Raw genomic sequence first — 13,296 nt, 5'->3', positions numbered from 1 at the left:
CCGGGCCGTTCAGCGCCGCTGTCCCGGGTACCGGTCCAGCAGGGCGAGCGGGCCGCCGGGGTCGGCCACGGTGAGGTTGTTCCGGAAGCGTCCGCGCTCCCAGGAGATGTCCCGGCCTCCGTGCGGACTGCCCGAGGCGACGAACGCGCCGTCGGCGTCGAGCAGCGCCACCGTGGGGCTGCCGGGGCAGCGGCGGAGGCCGCCGGTGAACGTGCCCGTGCTGGTGAGAGCCCGCAGTTCCGCCGGGCCGTCCGGGTCGAAGACCTCGCCCACGGCGGGTCGTTCGGCGGGCGGGGTGCCCAGGTCCGGGCCGCCCAGGACGAGCGCGGCCGCGGTCCGGGACCGGGCCTGCGCGAGCCGGGCCCGGACCGCGGCGCCGTCCGCCGCCTCGCGGGTCACCGGCCCGGCCGCACCGTCAGGTCGTTGACCTCCGCGTCCCTCGGCAGGTCCAGGGACATCAGGATCGTCGTCGCCACCGACTCCGGGTCGATCCACTTCGCGGCCTCGTACTCCTTGCCCTCCTGCTGGTGGACCTTGGCCTGCATGGGGCTGGCCGTGCGGCCGGGGTAGACGGAGGTGACCCGGACGCCGTTGCCGTGCTCCTCCTGGCGCAGGGCGTCGGCGAGGGCCTTGAGGCCGTGCTTGGAGGCGGCGTACGCGGACCAGCCGCCGTGCGCGCTGAGACCGGCGCCGGAGTTGACGAAGACGACGTGGCCGCGGGCGGCGCGGAGCTGGGGCAGGAAGTGCCGGGTCAGCTCGGCGGGGGCGATCAGGTTGACGTTGAGCTGGTGGCGCCAGGACTTCGGGGTGAGGTCCCCGACCTGGCCGAGGTCCACGACCCCGGCGATGTGCAGGAGCGAGTCGACGCGGTCCGGGAGCGTCTGGTGGGAGAACGCCCAGGACAGCTTGTCGGGGTCGGCGAGGTCGCCGACCAGGGTGCTCGCCCCGGGGAACTCGGCGGCCAGTTCCTTCGCGCGGCCCGCGTCGCGCGCGTGGAGGACGACTTCGTCGCCGCGCGCGTGCAGACGGCGGGCGACGGCCGCGCCGATGCCGGAACCGGCCCCGGTGATCACATGAGTAGCCATGCCCGCCATGCTCGCATCAGCGCAGGCCGAGTGACTCCTCCAGGTAGGCCAGTGCCCCGGCCGGCTCCTCGGTGAAGTACATCAGCTCGGACAGCGGGCGCGGCAGGAAGCCCTCGTCGTCCATGCGGCGGAACTGCTCCTGGAGGCCGTCGTAGAAGCCGGCCGTGTTCAGCAGGACGACCGGCTTCTCGGTGCGGCCGTGCTTCTTCAGCTCCAGGATCTCGGTGGCCTCGTCCAGCGTCCCGGTGCCGCCGACCATGATCACCACGGCGTCGGCCTTCTCCAGCAGCAGCTTCTTGCGCTGGGCGAGGTCGGCGGCGATCACCATCTCGTCGGCGCCGGGCCGCGCCTTCGCCGACAGGAACTCGACCGAGACGCCGAGCAGCCGGCCGCCCGCCTCGTGCACGCCGTCGGCGACGACCTTCATCAGACCGACGTTGGAGCCGCCCCAGACCAGGGTGTGCCCGCCCTTGCCGAGCAGTTCCGCGAACTCGCGCGCGGGGCGCGTGTAGCGCTCGTCGAGGTCGGCGGCGGAGAGGAAGACGCAGATGTTCACGCTCTCCACCGTACGCGGGAAGAAGCGCGGGGCCGCCGGCGCTTACCCCGGTATGGCCCAAGGACACACGATCACCGTCGAACAGGTCGCCCGGCACGTGCGCGTGGTGCACGGCGACCAAGTGCTCGCCGAGAGCGATCGCCCCCTCCTCCTGCGCGAGACCGGCTGCCCGGAGCGGTACTACATCCCCGCCGAGGACGTCCGCCTCGACCTGCTCACGCCCTCGTCGACGCACACCGTCTGCCCCTTCAAGGGCACCGCCTCCTACTGGTCGCTGCCGGACGCGCCCGACCTGGTGTGGGCGTATCCCGACCCGAAGCCCGACGTGGCGCGGATCAAGGACCACTACTGCTTCTACGACACCGACGTGTCCTGACCGATGACAACCGTGCGGTGCGGCAGTCTGCACGGACATGGACAAGAAGACGACTTCCCGAGACGGCACCTCGCTCGCGTACGAGGTGACCGGGCGGGGACCCGTGGTGATCCTGGTGAGTGGCGCGATGTCCACCGGCGGCACGGTGCGGCCCCTGGCGCAGCGGATCTCGGACGGCTCGACAGCCGTGGTGTACGACCGCCGGGGCCGCGGCGAGAGCGGTGACACGGCCCCGTACGCGGTGGACCGCGAGGTCGAGGACCTGGCGGCGCTGATCGACGCGGTGGGCGGCGAGGCGGCTCTGTTCGGCGTGTCCTCGGGCGGCGCGCTGGTCCTCAGGGCGGCCGCGAGCGGGCTGCCGGTCCGCCGGGCGGCCGTGTACGAGGTGCCGTACGCGGACTTCCTGGAGGGCGGCGCCGAGCGGGAGGCCGCCTACAAGGAGGACCTGAACCGGGCGCTCGCGGACGGCCGGCGCGGGGACGCCGTGGAGCTGTTCCTGCGGATGACGGGTCTGGGCGAGGAGATGATCCGGGGCGCGCGCCAGTCCCCGATGTGGGCCGGCATGGAGTCCGTCGCGCCGAGTCTCGCGTACGACGACGCGGTCATGGGCGACGGCCTGCTGCCCCGGGAGCGGCTGGCCGCGATTCCCGTGCCGGTCCTGTCCGTCGTGGGCGGGGCGAGTCCGGAGTGGATGCGCGAGGCGGCCCGGGTGGTCGCCGAGACGGTGCCGCAGGGCTCCCACCGCGTCCTGGAGGGCCAGACCCACATGGTGGAGCCGGACGTGCTGGGGCCGGTGCTGGCGGAGTTCCTCGCCGGGTAGCCGCCGGGAAGCCGGTCCCCGCGGCCTAGACCGTCGCCGTCGCGCGCGTGGTCGTCGCGATCGTCGCCGAGCCGACCACGCGCGTGCCGTCGTACAGGACGATCGCCTGGCCGGGGGCGACGCCGCGGACCGGCTCGCGGAACGTCACGCGCAGTTCGCCGTCGACCGGCTCCGCGGTCACCTCGGTCTCGCCGCCGTGGGCGCGCAGCTGGGCGGTGTAGGTGCCGGGGCCGGTGGGGGCGGCGCCGCACCAGCGGGGCCTGATCGCGGTGAGGGCGCTGACGTCGAGGGAGGCGGCCGGGCCGACGGTGACCGTGTTGGTCACCGGGGAGATGTCGAGGACGTAGCGCGGCTTGCCGTCGGGGGCGGGGGTGCCGATCCGCAGGCCCTTGCGCTGGCCGATGGTGAAGCCGTACGCGCCCTCGTGGGTGCCCACCCTGGCCCCGGACTCGTCGACGATGTCGCCCTCGGCCCTGCCCAGCCGCGCGGCCAGGAAGCCCTGGGTGTCGCCGTCGGCGATGAAGCAGATGTCGTGCGAGTCGGGCTTCTTGGCGACCGCCAGGCCCCGGCGCTCGGCCTCCGCGCGGATCTCCTCCTTGGTGGTGACCGTGTCGCCGAGCGGGAACATCGCGTGGGCGAGCTGCCGGTCGTCCAGGACGCCGAGCACGTACGACTGGTCCTTGGCCATGTCGGAGGCCCGGTGCAGCTCGCGGGAGCCGTCCTCGCGCACGATCACCTTGGCGTAGTGGCCGGTGCAGACCGCGTCGAAGCCGAGGGCCAGCGCCTTGTCCAGCAGCGCCGCGAACTTGATCTTCTCGTTGCAGCGCAGGCACGGGTTGGGGGTGCGGCCGGCCTCGTACTCGGCGACGAAGTCCTCGACGACGTCCTCGCGGAAGCGGTCAGCGAGGTCCCAGACGTAGAACGGGATGCCGATGACGTCGGCGGCGCGGCGGGCGTCGCGGGAGTCCTCGATGGTGCAGCAGCCCCGCGCTCCGGTGCGGAACGACTGCGGGTTCGCGGAGAGCGCGAGGTGGACACCGGTCACGTCGTGGCCCGCTTCCGCGGCACGCGCGGCGGCGACGGCGGAGTCGACACCGCCGGACATGGCGGCGAGGACGCGGAGGGGGCGCTGCGGAGTCTCAGTCATAACCCATTCAGGGTACGGGGCCGCGGGAACCGGGGCCGCCGGATATCCGTTGACGATCACAGAGGGCGTCACGCAGGGCGATCACGCAGGGCGGGAACGGGACGGGCGGGGGTGGCATGAGCGGCGCGGACGCGGACCGGCGGCTGGGGCGGCGGGCCCTGCTCGTGGGCGGGGCCGCGGCCGCGGTGGGCACGGCCGTGCTGGCCCGGGACGAGCTGTCCCGGCTGTGGTGGCGGCTGCCGGACGTGGAGAAGGCCCGGGTGGCGGGTGCGGTCGACTTCCGGGGCGCGCGCTGGGTGGCGGCGTCGGCGGCGAACTACCGGCGGGCGGACCGGCCGGCCGACTATCCGGCGGACCGGGTGGTCGTCCATGTCACCCAGGGCGGCTACGCGAGCGCGGTCAGGGCGTTCCGGGATCCCGCACACGGGGCGGCGGCGCACTACATCGTGCGCGAGGACGGCCGGATCACCCAGCTGATACGGGAGCTGGACGTGGCCTTCCACGCGGGCAACCGGGAGTACAACGAGCGCAGTGTCGGCATCGAGCACGAGGGCTTCGTGACGGACGCCTCCTCCTTCACGGACGCCATGTACGCGTCGTCCGCGCGGCTGACCGCGGCGATATGCGGGCGGTACGGCATACCGGTCGACCGCCGGCATGTCATCGGCCACGTCGAGGTGCCGGGCACCGACCACACGGACCCCGGTCCGCACTGGGACTGGGAGCGGTACATCCGGCTGGTCCGCCGGGCGCGGGCCTGAGCCGCCCGGTCGGACGGCGGCGCTCGGTCACGTCAGTCCCGCCGCGCGGGCCCGCTCCACGGCCGGGCCGATCGCCTTGGCGACGGCGTCGACGTCCGCCTGCGTGGAGGTGTGCCCCAGGGAGAAGCGCAGGGTGCCGCGGGCCAGGTCCGGATCGGTGCCGGTGGCGAGCAGGACGTGGCTGGGCTGGGCGACGCCGGCGGTGCAGGCGGAGCCGGTGGAGCACTCGATGCCCTGGGCGTCCAGCAGGAGCAGCAGGGAGTCGCCCTCGCAGCCGGGGAACGTGAAGTGGGCGTTGGCCGGGAGGCGGCCCTCGGGCGCCGGGTCGCCGCCGAGGATCGCGTCCGGGACGGCGTCGCGGACGGCGTCGACCAGCCGGTCGCGCAGGGCGCCGATCTCGCGGGCGAACCGCGCGCGCCGCTCGGCGGCGAGGCGGCCGGCCACGGCGAAGGAGGCGATGGCGGGGACGTCGAGGGTGCCGGAGCGGACGTGCCGTTCCTGGCCGCCGCCGTGCAGCACGGGGACCGGCGTGTGCTCGCGGCCGAGGAGGAGGGCCCCGATGCCGTACGGGCCGCCGATCTTGTGGCCGGAGACGGTCATCGCGGCGAGGCCGGACGCGCCGAAGTCGACGGGGACCTGGCCGAAGGCCTGGACCGCGTCGGCGTGCAGGGGGATGCCGAACTCGGCGGCGGCGTCGGCGAGTTCGCGGACCGGCATGATGGTGCCGATCTCGTTGTTGGCCCACATCACGGTGGCCAGGGCGACGTCGTCGGGGTCGCGGGCGATGGCCTCGCGCAGCACCTCGGGGTGGACGCGGCCGTGGGCGTCCACGGGGAGGTACTCGACGGTGGCGCCCTCGTGCTCGCCGAGCCAGTGCACGGCGTCGAGGACGGCGTGGTGCTCGACGGGGCTGGCGAGGATCCGGGTGCGGGCCGGGTCGGTGTCGCGGCGGGACCAGTACAGGCCCTTCACCGCGAGGTTGTCGGCCTCGGTGCCGCCCGAGGTGAAGACCACCTCGCTGGGGCGGGCGCCGAGCGCTTCCGCGAGGGTCTCGCGGGACTCCTCGACCGTCCGGCGGGCCTGGCGGCCGGATGCGTGGAGGGAGGAGGCGTTGCCCGTGATGCTCAGCCGGGCGGTCAGCGCCTCTGCCGCCTCCGGGAGCATCGGGGTGGTCGCGGCGTGGTCGAGGTAAGCCATGGTGAGGCGATTCTACGGTGCCTCGTTCCGCGGGCCTCGCCGCGTGGCGCCCCGTCGTCCTCGGGGCCGCGGCGGTGGCTCACAGGCTCCAGGACACCGTGTGGGTCATGTCCATCGCCAGGACCAGGACCGCGAGGTCCGCGACGCCTAGGGCGAGGCCGAGCAGGGCGCGGGCGCGGCGGCCGGTGCCGCGCCAGAGGGCCACGCCGGCCAGGGCGATGGCGACGGGGCCGAGGAAGACGTTGAGGACGAGCAGGCCGAGGAGACCGAGGACGAAGGACGCCACGGCCATGCCGTCGGCGTCACGGGTGCGCGGACGGGTGCCGGTGGCCGGTGCGGTGAGTTGCATGGTGCTCAGCTCCTGAGAAGTCGGTGCGGACGGTCAGTTGGCCGAGGTGTGGCGGCGGCCGTGCCACTCGCGGATCGCGAAGACGCCGAGCCAGACGGCGATGACGGCGGCCAGGGCGGCGGTGACGGTCAGCGGTGCGTGGGCGACGGTGCCCAGCACGACGCCGAGCAGCATGAGTGCGGCGACGAGGAACAGCATGGGATCGAACCCCCCTCCGTGAAGTTTGGGTGAACAGTTGTAGTAACACTTGTTCACTGACTTCGAGTCTACCCTGCCCCCGGCTTCCCAATAACAGAGAACAGTTGTTAACTGGATGACATGAGTCACACCGTCGGCATCCGGCAGGCCCAGAAGCAGAAGACCCGGCAGGCGTTCCTGGACGCGGCGCTCGTCCTGCTGGAGGAGCAGAGCCTGAGCAGTCTCGGTCTGCGCGAGGTCACCCGGGCCGTCGGCGTCGCCCCGACCGCCTTCTACCGGCACTTCCGGTCCACCGCCGACCTCGGGGTCGCGCTGGTCGACGAGGCGCTCGGCAGCCTGCACCCGATGGTGCGCACGACCGTGTCCACGGCGGGTGACAGCGAGGAACGCATCACCCGCGCCATCGAGTTGATCGCCGGTCACGTGGACGCGCATCCCGCCCATGTCCGGTTCATCGCCCGCGAGCGGCACGGCGGAGTCCAGCCGGTGCGCGAGGCGATCCGGGCCCAATTGGTCCGGTTCGCCGAGGAGGTGAAGGCCGAACTGGCCAAGGACCCGCAGGCGGAGGGCTGGAGCGAGGACGACCTGCTGATGCTCGCGCATCTCTACGTCGACCAGATGCTCATCACCGCCTCCCTCTTCCTGGAGGCCCTGGAGTCCCCGGAGGACGAACGCGAGCGCGTCAGCCGGCTCGCCGCCCGGCAGTTGCGGCTCATCAGCGTCGGCCGCCGGCACTGGCTGGACTGACCCGCCCGCGCCCCGGGCGGGTTCGCCTCAGCCGCCGCCCCGCTCCCGCACCCCCTCCTCGTACAGGGCCGTGACGGAGCGGGCCGCGCGCAGCAGTTCCGCGCGGGCCTCGGGCGGGTCGAGGATCTCCACCTGGTCGGAGAAGGCGAGCAGTTGGCGCACCGCGGCCGGCGCGGGGTAGGACAGCCGGGCGGTGACCCAGTCGCTCTCGCCGTCGTCCTCGGGGAGGGCGGTCAGGTGGGCGGCGGCCATGCGCCGGAACATGTCCAGGCGCACGCGCCGCACCCGCACCGTGACGTCGATCCCGTCCTCCGGCCGCTCCTCCACCCGGCGGCGCAGCACCTCCCAGACGTCGGCGAGCTCCACGCCGGGCCGGTGCCGGACGGGATCGTCGAGCAGGCGGGCCGAGCGCACCCGGTCGGCGCGGAACAGGCGGGGCGCGCCGCGCCGGTCGGCGACCAGGTACCAGACGCCGGCCTTGGCGACCAGGCCGTAGGGATCGACGGTGTACGTCCGCGGCTCGCGCTCCCCGCTGTGCCGGTAGCGCAGCCGCAGCCGCCGGTCGGAGAACACCGCGTCCTGCAGCACCTGGAGGTCGGCGGACTGCCGTGGACCGCTCTTCCAGCGGGTGGCGTCGACCAGGACGCGGCGGCTGGTGACCTCGGCGGCCGGCCGGTGCGGCGCGGGCAGGGCGGCCATCACCTTGCGCAGGGCCGAGCCGAGCGCCGCGTCCAGGCCGAGGGCGGCGTGGGCGCCCTCGGCGGCCAGGACGAACAGGGCGCGGGACTCGTCCGCCGTCAGTCCGGTCACGTCGGTGCGGAACCCGGCCAGGAGTTCGATGCCGCCGTGCCGGCCGCGCTCGGCGTAGACCGGCACGCCGGAGGCCGACAGCGCCTCGACGTCCCGGTAGATGGTGCGGACCGACACCTCGAGCCGGCCGGCGAGTTCGTGGGCGGGGACCCGGCCCCGGGTCTGCAGGAGCAGCAGGATCGACAGCAGCCGGTCGGACTTCACGCGCCCAGCATCGCGCCGCGCCGGCCGTCCGCGCAAATGTTGACGGGTTCTGTCAGGTTATCCCGCGATCCTCGACGCGACGAACCGAGCCGAACGGCACGGCACGGCGCCGGTCTCACGAACCGGTCGCCGACGCGCTCCACGAGAGGAACACCATGACCACCACCGGATTCACCGACCCTCGCCCCGTCTACGCCCGCGCCACCGAGCAGGCGGCCGCCCTCGTCGGGACGGTGCGCCCCGAGCGGCTGGACGGCCCCACGCCCTGCGCCGAGTTCGACGTACGGGCCCTGCTGAGCCACATGGTCGGCGGCACCCGGCGGATCGCCGTGGTCGGTGAGGGCGGCGACGGACTCGCGGTGGAGCCCGTCGCCGAGGGCGTCGGGGACGAGGAGTGGGCGGCGGCGTACGACGAGGTGCGCGTCCGTGCGCTGAAGGCATGGGAGAGCGACGAGCGGATGACGGCCCCGGTGCGCGTGCCGTGGGGCGAGGTGCCGGGGCACGCGGCGCTGTCCGGGTACGTGATGGAGATCGTGACGCACACCTGGGACCTCGCCGAGGCCGTCGGCCACCCGCACGAACTGGACCCGGAACTCGCCGAGTTCGCGCTGGCCATCGCCCGCCGGGTGCTGCCCGACTCCGCCCCGCGCGACGCCGGGACGCCGTTCGGCGCCATCCGCGAGGTGCCCGAGGGGGCGGGTCCCTACGAGCGGCTGGCGGCCTGGCTGGGCCGCGCCCCGCTCAGCCGAGCCTGACCCGGGCCAGCTGCCGGGACTGGGCGACCAGCCGGTCCGCGCTGTCCCAGACCTCGGCGTCCTCCTCCAGGAAGCCGCCGGCCAGGTTGCGCGTGGTGATCGAGACGCGCAGCGGGCCGGGGGCCGGGCGGTGCCGTACGTGGACCGTGAGTTCCACGGTCGGGACCCAGCCGCTCAGGCCGATCTCGAAGGCGGTCGGGGGCAGGGCGTCCACCGCCAGCAGCAGCGAGAGCGGGTCGGCGTCGCGCCCGTCGGCCAGCCCGAACCAGGCCCGCATCTCGCCCTTCCCCGAGGGGGCGCCCAGGGCCCAGCCGAGGGTGGCGGGGTCCAGCTTGAGCATCAGCCGGTCGGTGATGGCCGAGCTGCCCGGCACGGGGGCCGGCGAGTCGTCGGGGCCGAAGCACTGCTCCATCGGCGGCATGGCCGGCGGGGCGGCCGTCGTACGGACGTCGTCGGGGAGGGCGGCGAGGTCGCCGTAGGAGGCGAGGACTCGGATGCGTTCGACCTCGTTGCCCTCGTCGTCGTACTGGAGGAGCGAGGCCTGGCCGGTGGAGAGGGTGCGGCCGGTGCGGACCGTCTCGGTGCGCACGACCGCCGGGCCCGGCTGGGACGCGGTCAGGTAGTGCGCGGAGATGGTGAAGGGGTCCGGGTGCGGCAGGGTGTCCGCGAGGGCCCGGCCGAGGACGGCCAGCAGATAGCCGCCGTTGACGGCGTTGATGATGGTCCAGCCGGCCGAGAGGTCGATGTCGTAGACGCCGGGCTCGCGCCGGGTGACCACCGTGTCGCGGTCGAACTCGCTGTCGCCGATCGCGGCCCGCGGCGGGGAGGGAACGGAAGCTGCTTCTGGCATGGGTGAACGGTACAACAGACAATTACTAAGCGGTAGCTTTGCAATCGGACCGGGGGACGAAATCCGGACGGCCGAACGACCCCATCCGGCCTCCGGGTGAGATCCCGGCAATTTCTCGGTAAGTGTCCGGACACGTCCACAACCCCGGAGCCCCGGTTCCCCTCTATGGGGACATGAGCCTCACCGGGACTCCGTTCCTCTACACGACCGTCGTGCTGGCCCTGGTCGCCCTCATACTGCCGCTCCTCCTGTGGTCGCGGATGCGCGGGCCCAGGCCCCTGCGCACCGCCGCACGGGTGCTGATGCTGCTGTTCGCCCAGGGCACCGCCGTCACGCTGGTCTTCGTACTGGTCAACAACCAGAACAACCTGTACGACAACTGGGCCGATCTCTTCGGCACCGGCAACCACGTCCAGCAGGCCGCCGACCTCGGCCGGGACGGCACCGGCGGTATCTCGCTGAAGCAGCTGCCCAAGGTCCGCCAGGTGTTCCGGCCGGCCGACGGCCCCGGCATGCGCACCGCCGGCGGGGTGCGGGTCACCCAGCTCAAGGGCCGGGTCTCCGGAGTCAACGCGGAGGTCTACGTCTGGCTGCCGCCGCAGTACGGCGAACCCGCCTACCGCCACCGCAAGTTCCCCGTCGTGGAACTGCTGCCGGGCTATCCGGGCTCCGCGAAGGCCTGGTTCGGCTCGCTGAAGGCGCACGAGCAGCTGCTGCCGCTGATGCGCAGCGGCCAGGTCGCGCCGTTCATCTTGGTCGCGCCGCGCACCAACCTGCTCGCCGGCGTGGACACCGGCTGCGCCAACGTCCCCGGCCAGGTCAACGCCGACACCTGGCTCAGCATCGACGTGCCGAAGATGGTCATGGACAACTTCCGCGCCCAGCCGGCCCCGCAGGGCTGGGCGGTGGCCGGGTACTCGGCCGGCGCGCACTGCGCGGTCAAGCTGGCCGTGGCCCACCCCGACCGCTTCCGGGCCGCGGTGAGCATGTCCGGCTACAACGACCCCATCGGCGAGCGCAACTCCCTCGCCGCGCAGTCCCCCGCGCTGCGCGAGCGCAACAACCCCTACCTGCTGCTGCGGAAGGCGGCCGTGCCGCCGCGGATCGCGCTCTACGTCTCCGGTGAGTCCGGGGACGGCTACCAGGCGGGCGTGGCCCTGGAGTCGATCGCCAAGGCCCCGACGACCGTGCACGTGGTGTTCCTGCCGCGCAGCGCGGGCGGGCACACCATGGCGCTGTGGCGGCCGCAGGTCCCCGCGGTGTTCCGCTGGCTGACCCTCCAGATGGGGCAGAACCACGCCCGGGGCGAGGACCGGTCCCTGACCGGGACTACTCCTCGCGCACCGTCGACCGCCGGTTCCACGCGCGCGGCGCTCGCCAGTGGAAGCGCATCGCGAGCAGGCGCAGCACGAAGGCCGTGACGGCCGCGAGCCCGCTGGTCAGCGGGGTCAGGGCGGCGTAGCGCAGGCACAGCACGACCATGGTGGCGCCGACGATCGCCGGGACCGCGTACAGGTCGCGGTCCCAGCGCAGCAGCGAGGGGACCTCGTTGGCGAGCACGTCCCTGAGCACGCCACCGCCGACGGCGGTGGCGAGGCCCAGGGTGGCCGACGCGGTCAGGCCCAGGCCGTAGGAGTACGCCTTCGTCGTACCGCTCACGCAGAACAGGCCGAGGCCGGCCGCGTCGAAGACCAGGACCGCCGCCTGGATGCGCTCCACGTGCGGGTGCAGGAAGAAGACCACGAGCGTGGCGAGCAGCGGGGTGAGGAAGTACCCCAGGTCGGTGAAGGCGGCCGGGGGCACGGCCCCGATGACCAGGTCGCGGAACAGCCCGCCGCCCAGCGCGGTGACCTCGGCGAGCACGGCCATGCCGAACACGTCGAAGTTCTTCCGGACGGCGAGCAGCGCGCCGGAGATCGCGAACACGAAGATGCCGATGACATCGAGCGTGTGCTGGACGGAGGGGCTGAACAGTTGCTGCACTTGCACCGTGCCATTGTCCCCTGTCAAGGGGTGTGGGCCTTACGAGGGCAGGCTCACAGGGCCGGTTTGCCGGTCGTGAACAGCCAGGTGCGGAAGAGGTCGTCCAACCGCTGTCCGCTGACCCGCTCGGCGAGCCGTACGAAGTCGGCCGTGTCCGCGTTGCCGTAGCGGTGCAACCGGGTCCAGGCGGGCAGCAGCCGGAAGAACGCCCGGTCCCCGATCCGTTCGCGCAGTGCCTGGAGCGTCATCGCGCCGCGCTGGTAGACGGCGGAGGCGAACATCGTGTCGCGCTGCGGGTCGGCCACCTCGATCTGCCAGAACGGGGAGTCGGCGGGCCGGGAGTCGTAGCCGGCCCGGAAGGAGTCGTGGGCGCTGCGGATGCCCTGGTGCTCGGCCCACAGCCACTGGGCGTAGGTGGCGAAGCCCTCGTTGAGCCAGATGTCCTTCCACTGCGCCACACTCACCGAGTCGCCGAACCACTGGTGGGCCAGCTCGTGCACGATGGTGGACTCGTTGCGGACGGCCGAGTAGGCGGGCTTGCTCTGCACCTCCAGGGAGAACCCGGCCTCGGGCATGTCGTCGACGATGGCGCCGGTCTCCTCGAACGGGTACGGCCCGAAGACCTGCGACCAGTAGTCGGTGGCGGCGGCCGTGACGGCGTACACGTCGACGTCGTTGCTGTTCTTCAGTACGGGGTCGATGGCGACGTAGATGGGGATGCCGCCCGGGGTGCGGCCGGTGCGCACGTCGAACTTCCCGATGGTGGCGGTCGCGAGGTAGGTGGCCATCGGGCGGCTCTCGCGCCAGTGCGTGTACGTCGAGCCGCCCCGGTCGCGCGTGGAGACGAGCCGGCCGTTGGAGACGCCGGTCAGGCCGTTGGGCGCCTTGATCCGGATGTCGTAGGTGGCCTTGTCGGCGGGGTGGTCGCTGGAGGGGAACCAGGTGGAGGCGGCGTTCGGCTCGCAGGCGACGAAGACGCCGTCGGGGGTCTTCATCCAGCCGTACTTGGAGCCGAAGACGATGGGGCCGCCGAGGGGTTCGGGCACACCACCGTAGGTGACCCGGACGGTGAAGGTGCGGCCCTGGCGCAGGGCGTCGCGCGGGGTGACGGTGACCTCGTCGCCGTCCCGGCTGAACCTGGCGCGTCTGCCGTCGACCTCGACCCGGGAGATCTCCAGGCGCTGCAGGTCGAGGTCGAAGGAGGAGAGGGTGCGGGTGGCCCGGGCGGTGAGGGTCGTCACGCCGTCCAGGCGGCCGGTGTCCGGGGCGTAGGCGACGTCCAGGTCGTAGTGGCGGGCGTCGAAGCCGCCGTTGCCCAGCCGCGGGAAGTAGGGGTCGCCGATGCCGGGCGCGCCCGGGGTGGGGGCGGAGGAGGCGCCGAGGACCAGGAAGGAGGCCGCCGCGGTGGTGAGGGCGGCTAAACGTGCCGAACGGGAGAGTGCCATGGTCGTCCCTTTC

At 73.2% G+C, this 13,296-nt stretch carries 17 protein-coding genes; 6 read left to right on the top strand and 11 right to left on the bottom strand.

Annotated features, from left to right (window positions below; translation table 11 throughout):
- Positions 1-9: 9 nt before the first annotated feature.
- Genes AQJ66_RS22935 through AQJ66_RS22925 form a run of 3 tightly spaced genes read right to left on the bottom strand, consistent with a single transcriptional unit; the run spans position 10 to position 1,641 of the window.
- The gene (locus AQJ66_RS22935) at positions 10-399 is read right to left on the bottom strand and encodes a hypothetical protein (protein WP_061925516.1); all 390 of its coding nucleotides are present in this window, start codon (positions 397-399) and stop codon (positions 10-12) included.
- Positions 396-1,085, bottom strand: a complete 690-nt coding sequence (locus AQJ66_RS22930; protein ID WP_061925956.1) for an SDR family oxidoreductase — start codon at positions 1,083-1,085, stop codon at positions 396-398. Before AQJ66_RS22930 ends, AQJ66_RS22935 begins: the two co-directional genes overlap by 4 nt.
- A gap of 16 nt (positions 1,086-1,101) precedes the next feature.
- Complete coding sequence (locus tag AQJ66_RS22925) at positions 1,102-1,641, bottom strand: LOG family protein (RefSeq protein WP_061925514.1); 540 nt, start codon at positions 1,639-1,641, stop codon at positions 1,102-1,104.
- 52 nt (positions 1,642-1,693) lie between these two features.
- Between AQJ66_RS22925 and AQJ66_RS22920 the strand changes: the two genes are divergently transcribed.
- Positions 1,694-2,017: a DUF427 domain-containing protein gene (locus AQJ66_RS22920; protein WP_061925952.1), complete on the top strand. Its 324-nt coding sequence runs from the start codon at positions 1,694-1,696 to the stop codon at positions 2,015-2,017.
- A 37-nt stretch (positions 2,018-2,054) separates the two neighbouring features.
- Positions 2,055-2,837 (top strand): alpha/beta fold hydrolase, encoded by a 783-nt coding sequence (locus tag AQJ66_RS22915; protein ID WP_061925511.1) that lies wholly within the window; start codon positions 2,055-2,057, stop codon positions 2,835-2,837.
- Between the two features lie 25 nt (positions 2,838-2,862).
- On the opposite strand, the gene mnmA is transcribed toward AQJ66_RS22915, so the two are convergent.
- Complete coding sequence (gene mnmA, locus AQJ66_RS22910; RefSeq protein WP_061925508.1) at positions 2,863-3,984, bottom strand: tRNA 2-thiouridine(34) synthase MnmA; 1,122 nt, start codon at positions 3,982-3,984, stop codon at positions 2,863-2,865.
- A 116-nt stretch (positions 3,985-4,100) separates the two neighbouring features.
- Here mnmA and AQJ66_RS22905 point away from each other — a divergent pair, with 116 nt between their 5' ends.
- On the top strand, positions 4,101-4,745 hold the full coding sequence (locus AQJ66_RS22905) for an N-acetylmuramoyl-L-alanine amidase (RefSeq protein ID WP_061925506.1): 645 nt from the start codon (positions 4,101-4,103) through the stop codon (positions 4,743-4,745).
- A 27-nt stretch (positions 4,746-4,772) separates the two neighbouring features.
- On the opposite strand, the gene AQJ66_RS22900 is transcribed toward AQJ66_RS22905, so the two are convergent.
- The 3 genes from AQJ66_RS22900 to AQJ66_RS39445 all read right to left on the bottom strand — a co-directional run bounded on the left by AQJ66_RS22900 (position 4,773) and on the right by AQJ66_RS39445 (position 6,489).
- Positions 4,773-5,942, bottom strand: a complete 1,170-nt coding sequence (locus AQJ66_RS22900; protein ID WP_061925503.1) for a cysteine desulfurase family protein — start codon at positions 5,940-5,942, stop codon at positions 4,773-4,775.
- A 79-nt stretch (positions 5,943-6,021) separates the two neighbouring features.
- Complete coding sequence (locus AQJ66_RS22895) at positions 6,022-6,291, bottom strand: hypothetical protein (RefSeq protein WP_061925500.1); 270 nt, start codon at positions 6,289-6,291, stop codon at positions 6,022-6,024.
- A gap of 33 nt (positions 6,292-6,324) precedes the next feature.
- The gene (locus AQJ66_RS39445; protein WP_167359180.1) at positions 6,325-6,489 is read right to left on the bottom strand and encodes a DUF4175 domain-containing protein; all 165 of its coding nucleotides are present in this window, start codon (positions 6,487-6,489) and stop codon (positions 6,325-6,327) included.
- Positions 6,490-6,609: 120 nt separating this feature from the next.
- On the opposite strand from AQJ66_RS39445, the gene AQJ66_RS22890 reads away from it, so the two are divergent.
- Positions 6,610-7,236, top strand: coding sequence for a TetR family transcriptional regulator (locus AQJ66_RS22890; RefSeq protein ID WP_061925497.1), 627 nt, complete (start codon positions 6,610-6,612; stop codon positions 7,234-7,236).
- 27 nt (positions 7,237-7,263) lie between these two features.
- Here the strand turns inward: AQJ66_RS22890 and AQJ66_RS22885 are convergent, their stop codons facing one another.
- Positions 7,264-8,250, bottom strand: coding sequence for a helix-turn-helix transcriptional regulator (locus AQJ66_RS22885; protein WP_061925494.1), 987 nt, complete (start codon positions 8,248-8,250; stop codon positions 7,264-7,266).
- A 155-nt stretch (positions 8,251-8,405) separates the two neighbouring features.
- Here AQJ66_RS22885 and AQJ66_RS22880 point away from each other — a divergent pair, with 155 nt between their 5' ends.
- Entirely contained in the window at positions 8,406-9,005 is a 600-nt protein-coding gene (locus AQJ66_RS22880) for a TIGR03086 family metal-binding protein (protein WP_061925491.1), read from the top strand.
- Here the strand turns inward: AQJ66_RS22880 and AQJ66_RS22875 are convergent.
- Positions 8,992-9,855 carry a thioesterase family protein gene (locus AQJ66_RS22875; protein ID WP_061925488.1) on the bottom strand — a complete coding sequence of 288 codons (864 nt, stop codon included), beginning with the start codon at positions 9,853-9,855 and terminating at the stop codon, positions 8,992-8,994. The two genes, AQJ66_RS22880 and AQJ66_RS22875, sit on opposite strands and share 14 nt — an antisense overlap.
- Positions 9,856-10,028: 173 nt before the next feature.
- Here AQJ66_RS22875 and AQJ66_RS22870 point away from each other — a divergent pair, with 173 nt between their 5' ends.
- Entirely contained in the window at positions 10,029-11,276 is a 1,248-nt protein-coding gene (locus AQJ66_RS22870; RefSeq protein WP_061925484.1) for an alpha/beta hydrolase, read from the top strand.
- Here the strand turns inward: AQJ66_RS22870 and AQJ66_RS22865 are convergent.
- Positions 11,185-11,844, bottom strand: coding sequence for a trimeric intracellular cation channel family protein (locus tag AQJ66_RS22865; RefSeq protein ID WP_208611432.1), 660 nt, complete (start codon positions 11,842-11,844; stop codon positions 11,185-11,187). The two genes, AQJ66_RS22870 and AQJ66_RS22865, sit on opposite strands and share 92 nt — an antisense overlap.
- A 47-nt stretch (positions 11,845-11,891) precedes the next feature.
- Positions 11,892-13,283, bottom strand: a complete 1,392-nt coding sequence (locus tag AQJ66_RS22860) for a M1 family metallopeptidase (RefSeq protein WP_061925478.1) — start codon at positions 13,281-13,283, stop codon at positions 11,892-11,894.
- Between the last annotated feature and the right edge of the window lie 13 nt (positions 13,284-13,296).

The organism is Streptomyces bungoensis (assembly GCF_001514215.1).
Lineage (GTDB): Bacteria > Actinomycetota > Actinomycetes > Streptomycetales > Streptomycetaceae > Streptomyces > Streptomyces bungoensis.
This window is presented reverse-complemented; position numbering and strand designations above follow the sequence as displayed.

Coding starts and splice junctions, on each gene's coding strand:
- AQJ66_RS22860 (WP_061925478.1), bottom strand. CDS start 13,283: ATGGCACTCTCCCGTTCGGCACGTTTAGCCGCCCTCACCACCGCGGCG.
- AQJ66_RS22895 (WP_061925500.1), bottom strand. CDS start 6,291: ATGCAACTCACCGCACCGGCCACCGGCACCCGTCCGCGCACCCGTGAC.
- AQJ66_RS22920 (WP_061925952.1), top strand. CDS start 1,694: ATGGCCCAAGGACACACGATCACCGTCGAACAGGTCGCCCGGCACGTG.
- AQJ66_RS22880 (WP_061925491.1), top strand. CDS start 8,406: ATGACCACCACCGGATTCACCGACCCTCGCCCCGTCTACGCCCGCGCC.
- AQJ66_RS22915 (WP_061925511.1), top strand. CDS start 2,055: ATGGACAAGAAGACGACTTCCCGAGACGGCACCTCGCTCGCGTACGAG.
- mnmA (WP_061925508.1), bottom strand. CDS start 3,984: ATGACTGAGACTCCGCAGCGCCCCCTCCGCGTCCTCGCCGCCATGTCC.
- AQJ66_RS22875 (WP_061925488.1), bottom strand. CDS start 9,855: ATGCCAGAAGCAGCTTCCGTTCCCTCCCCGCCGCGGGCCGCGATCGGC.
- AQJ66_RS22900 (WP_061925503.1), bottom strand. CDS start 5,942: ATGGCTTACCTCGACCACGCCGCGACCACCCCGATGCTCCCGGAGGCG.
- AQJ66_RS22905 (WP_061925506.1), top strand. CDS start 4,101: ATGAGCGGCGCGGACGCGGACCGGCGGCTGGGGCGGCGGGCCCTGCTC.
- AQJ66_RS22930 (WP_061925956.1), bottom strand. CDS start 1,085: ATGGCTACTCATGTGATCACCGGGGCCGGTTCCGGCATCGGCGCGGCC.
- AQJ66_RS22870 (WP_061925484.1), top strand. CDS start 10,029: ATGAGCCTCACCGGGACTCCGTTCCTCTACACGACCGTCGTGCTGGCC.
- AQJ66_RS22890 (WP_061925497.1), top strand. CDS start 6,610: ATGAGTCACACCGTCGGCATCCGGCAGGCCCAGAAGCAGAAGACCCGG.
- AQJ66_RS39445 (WP_167359180.1), bottom strand. CDS start 6,489: ATGCTGTTCCTCGTCGCCGCACTCATGCTGCTCGGCGTCGTGCTGGGC.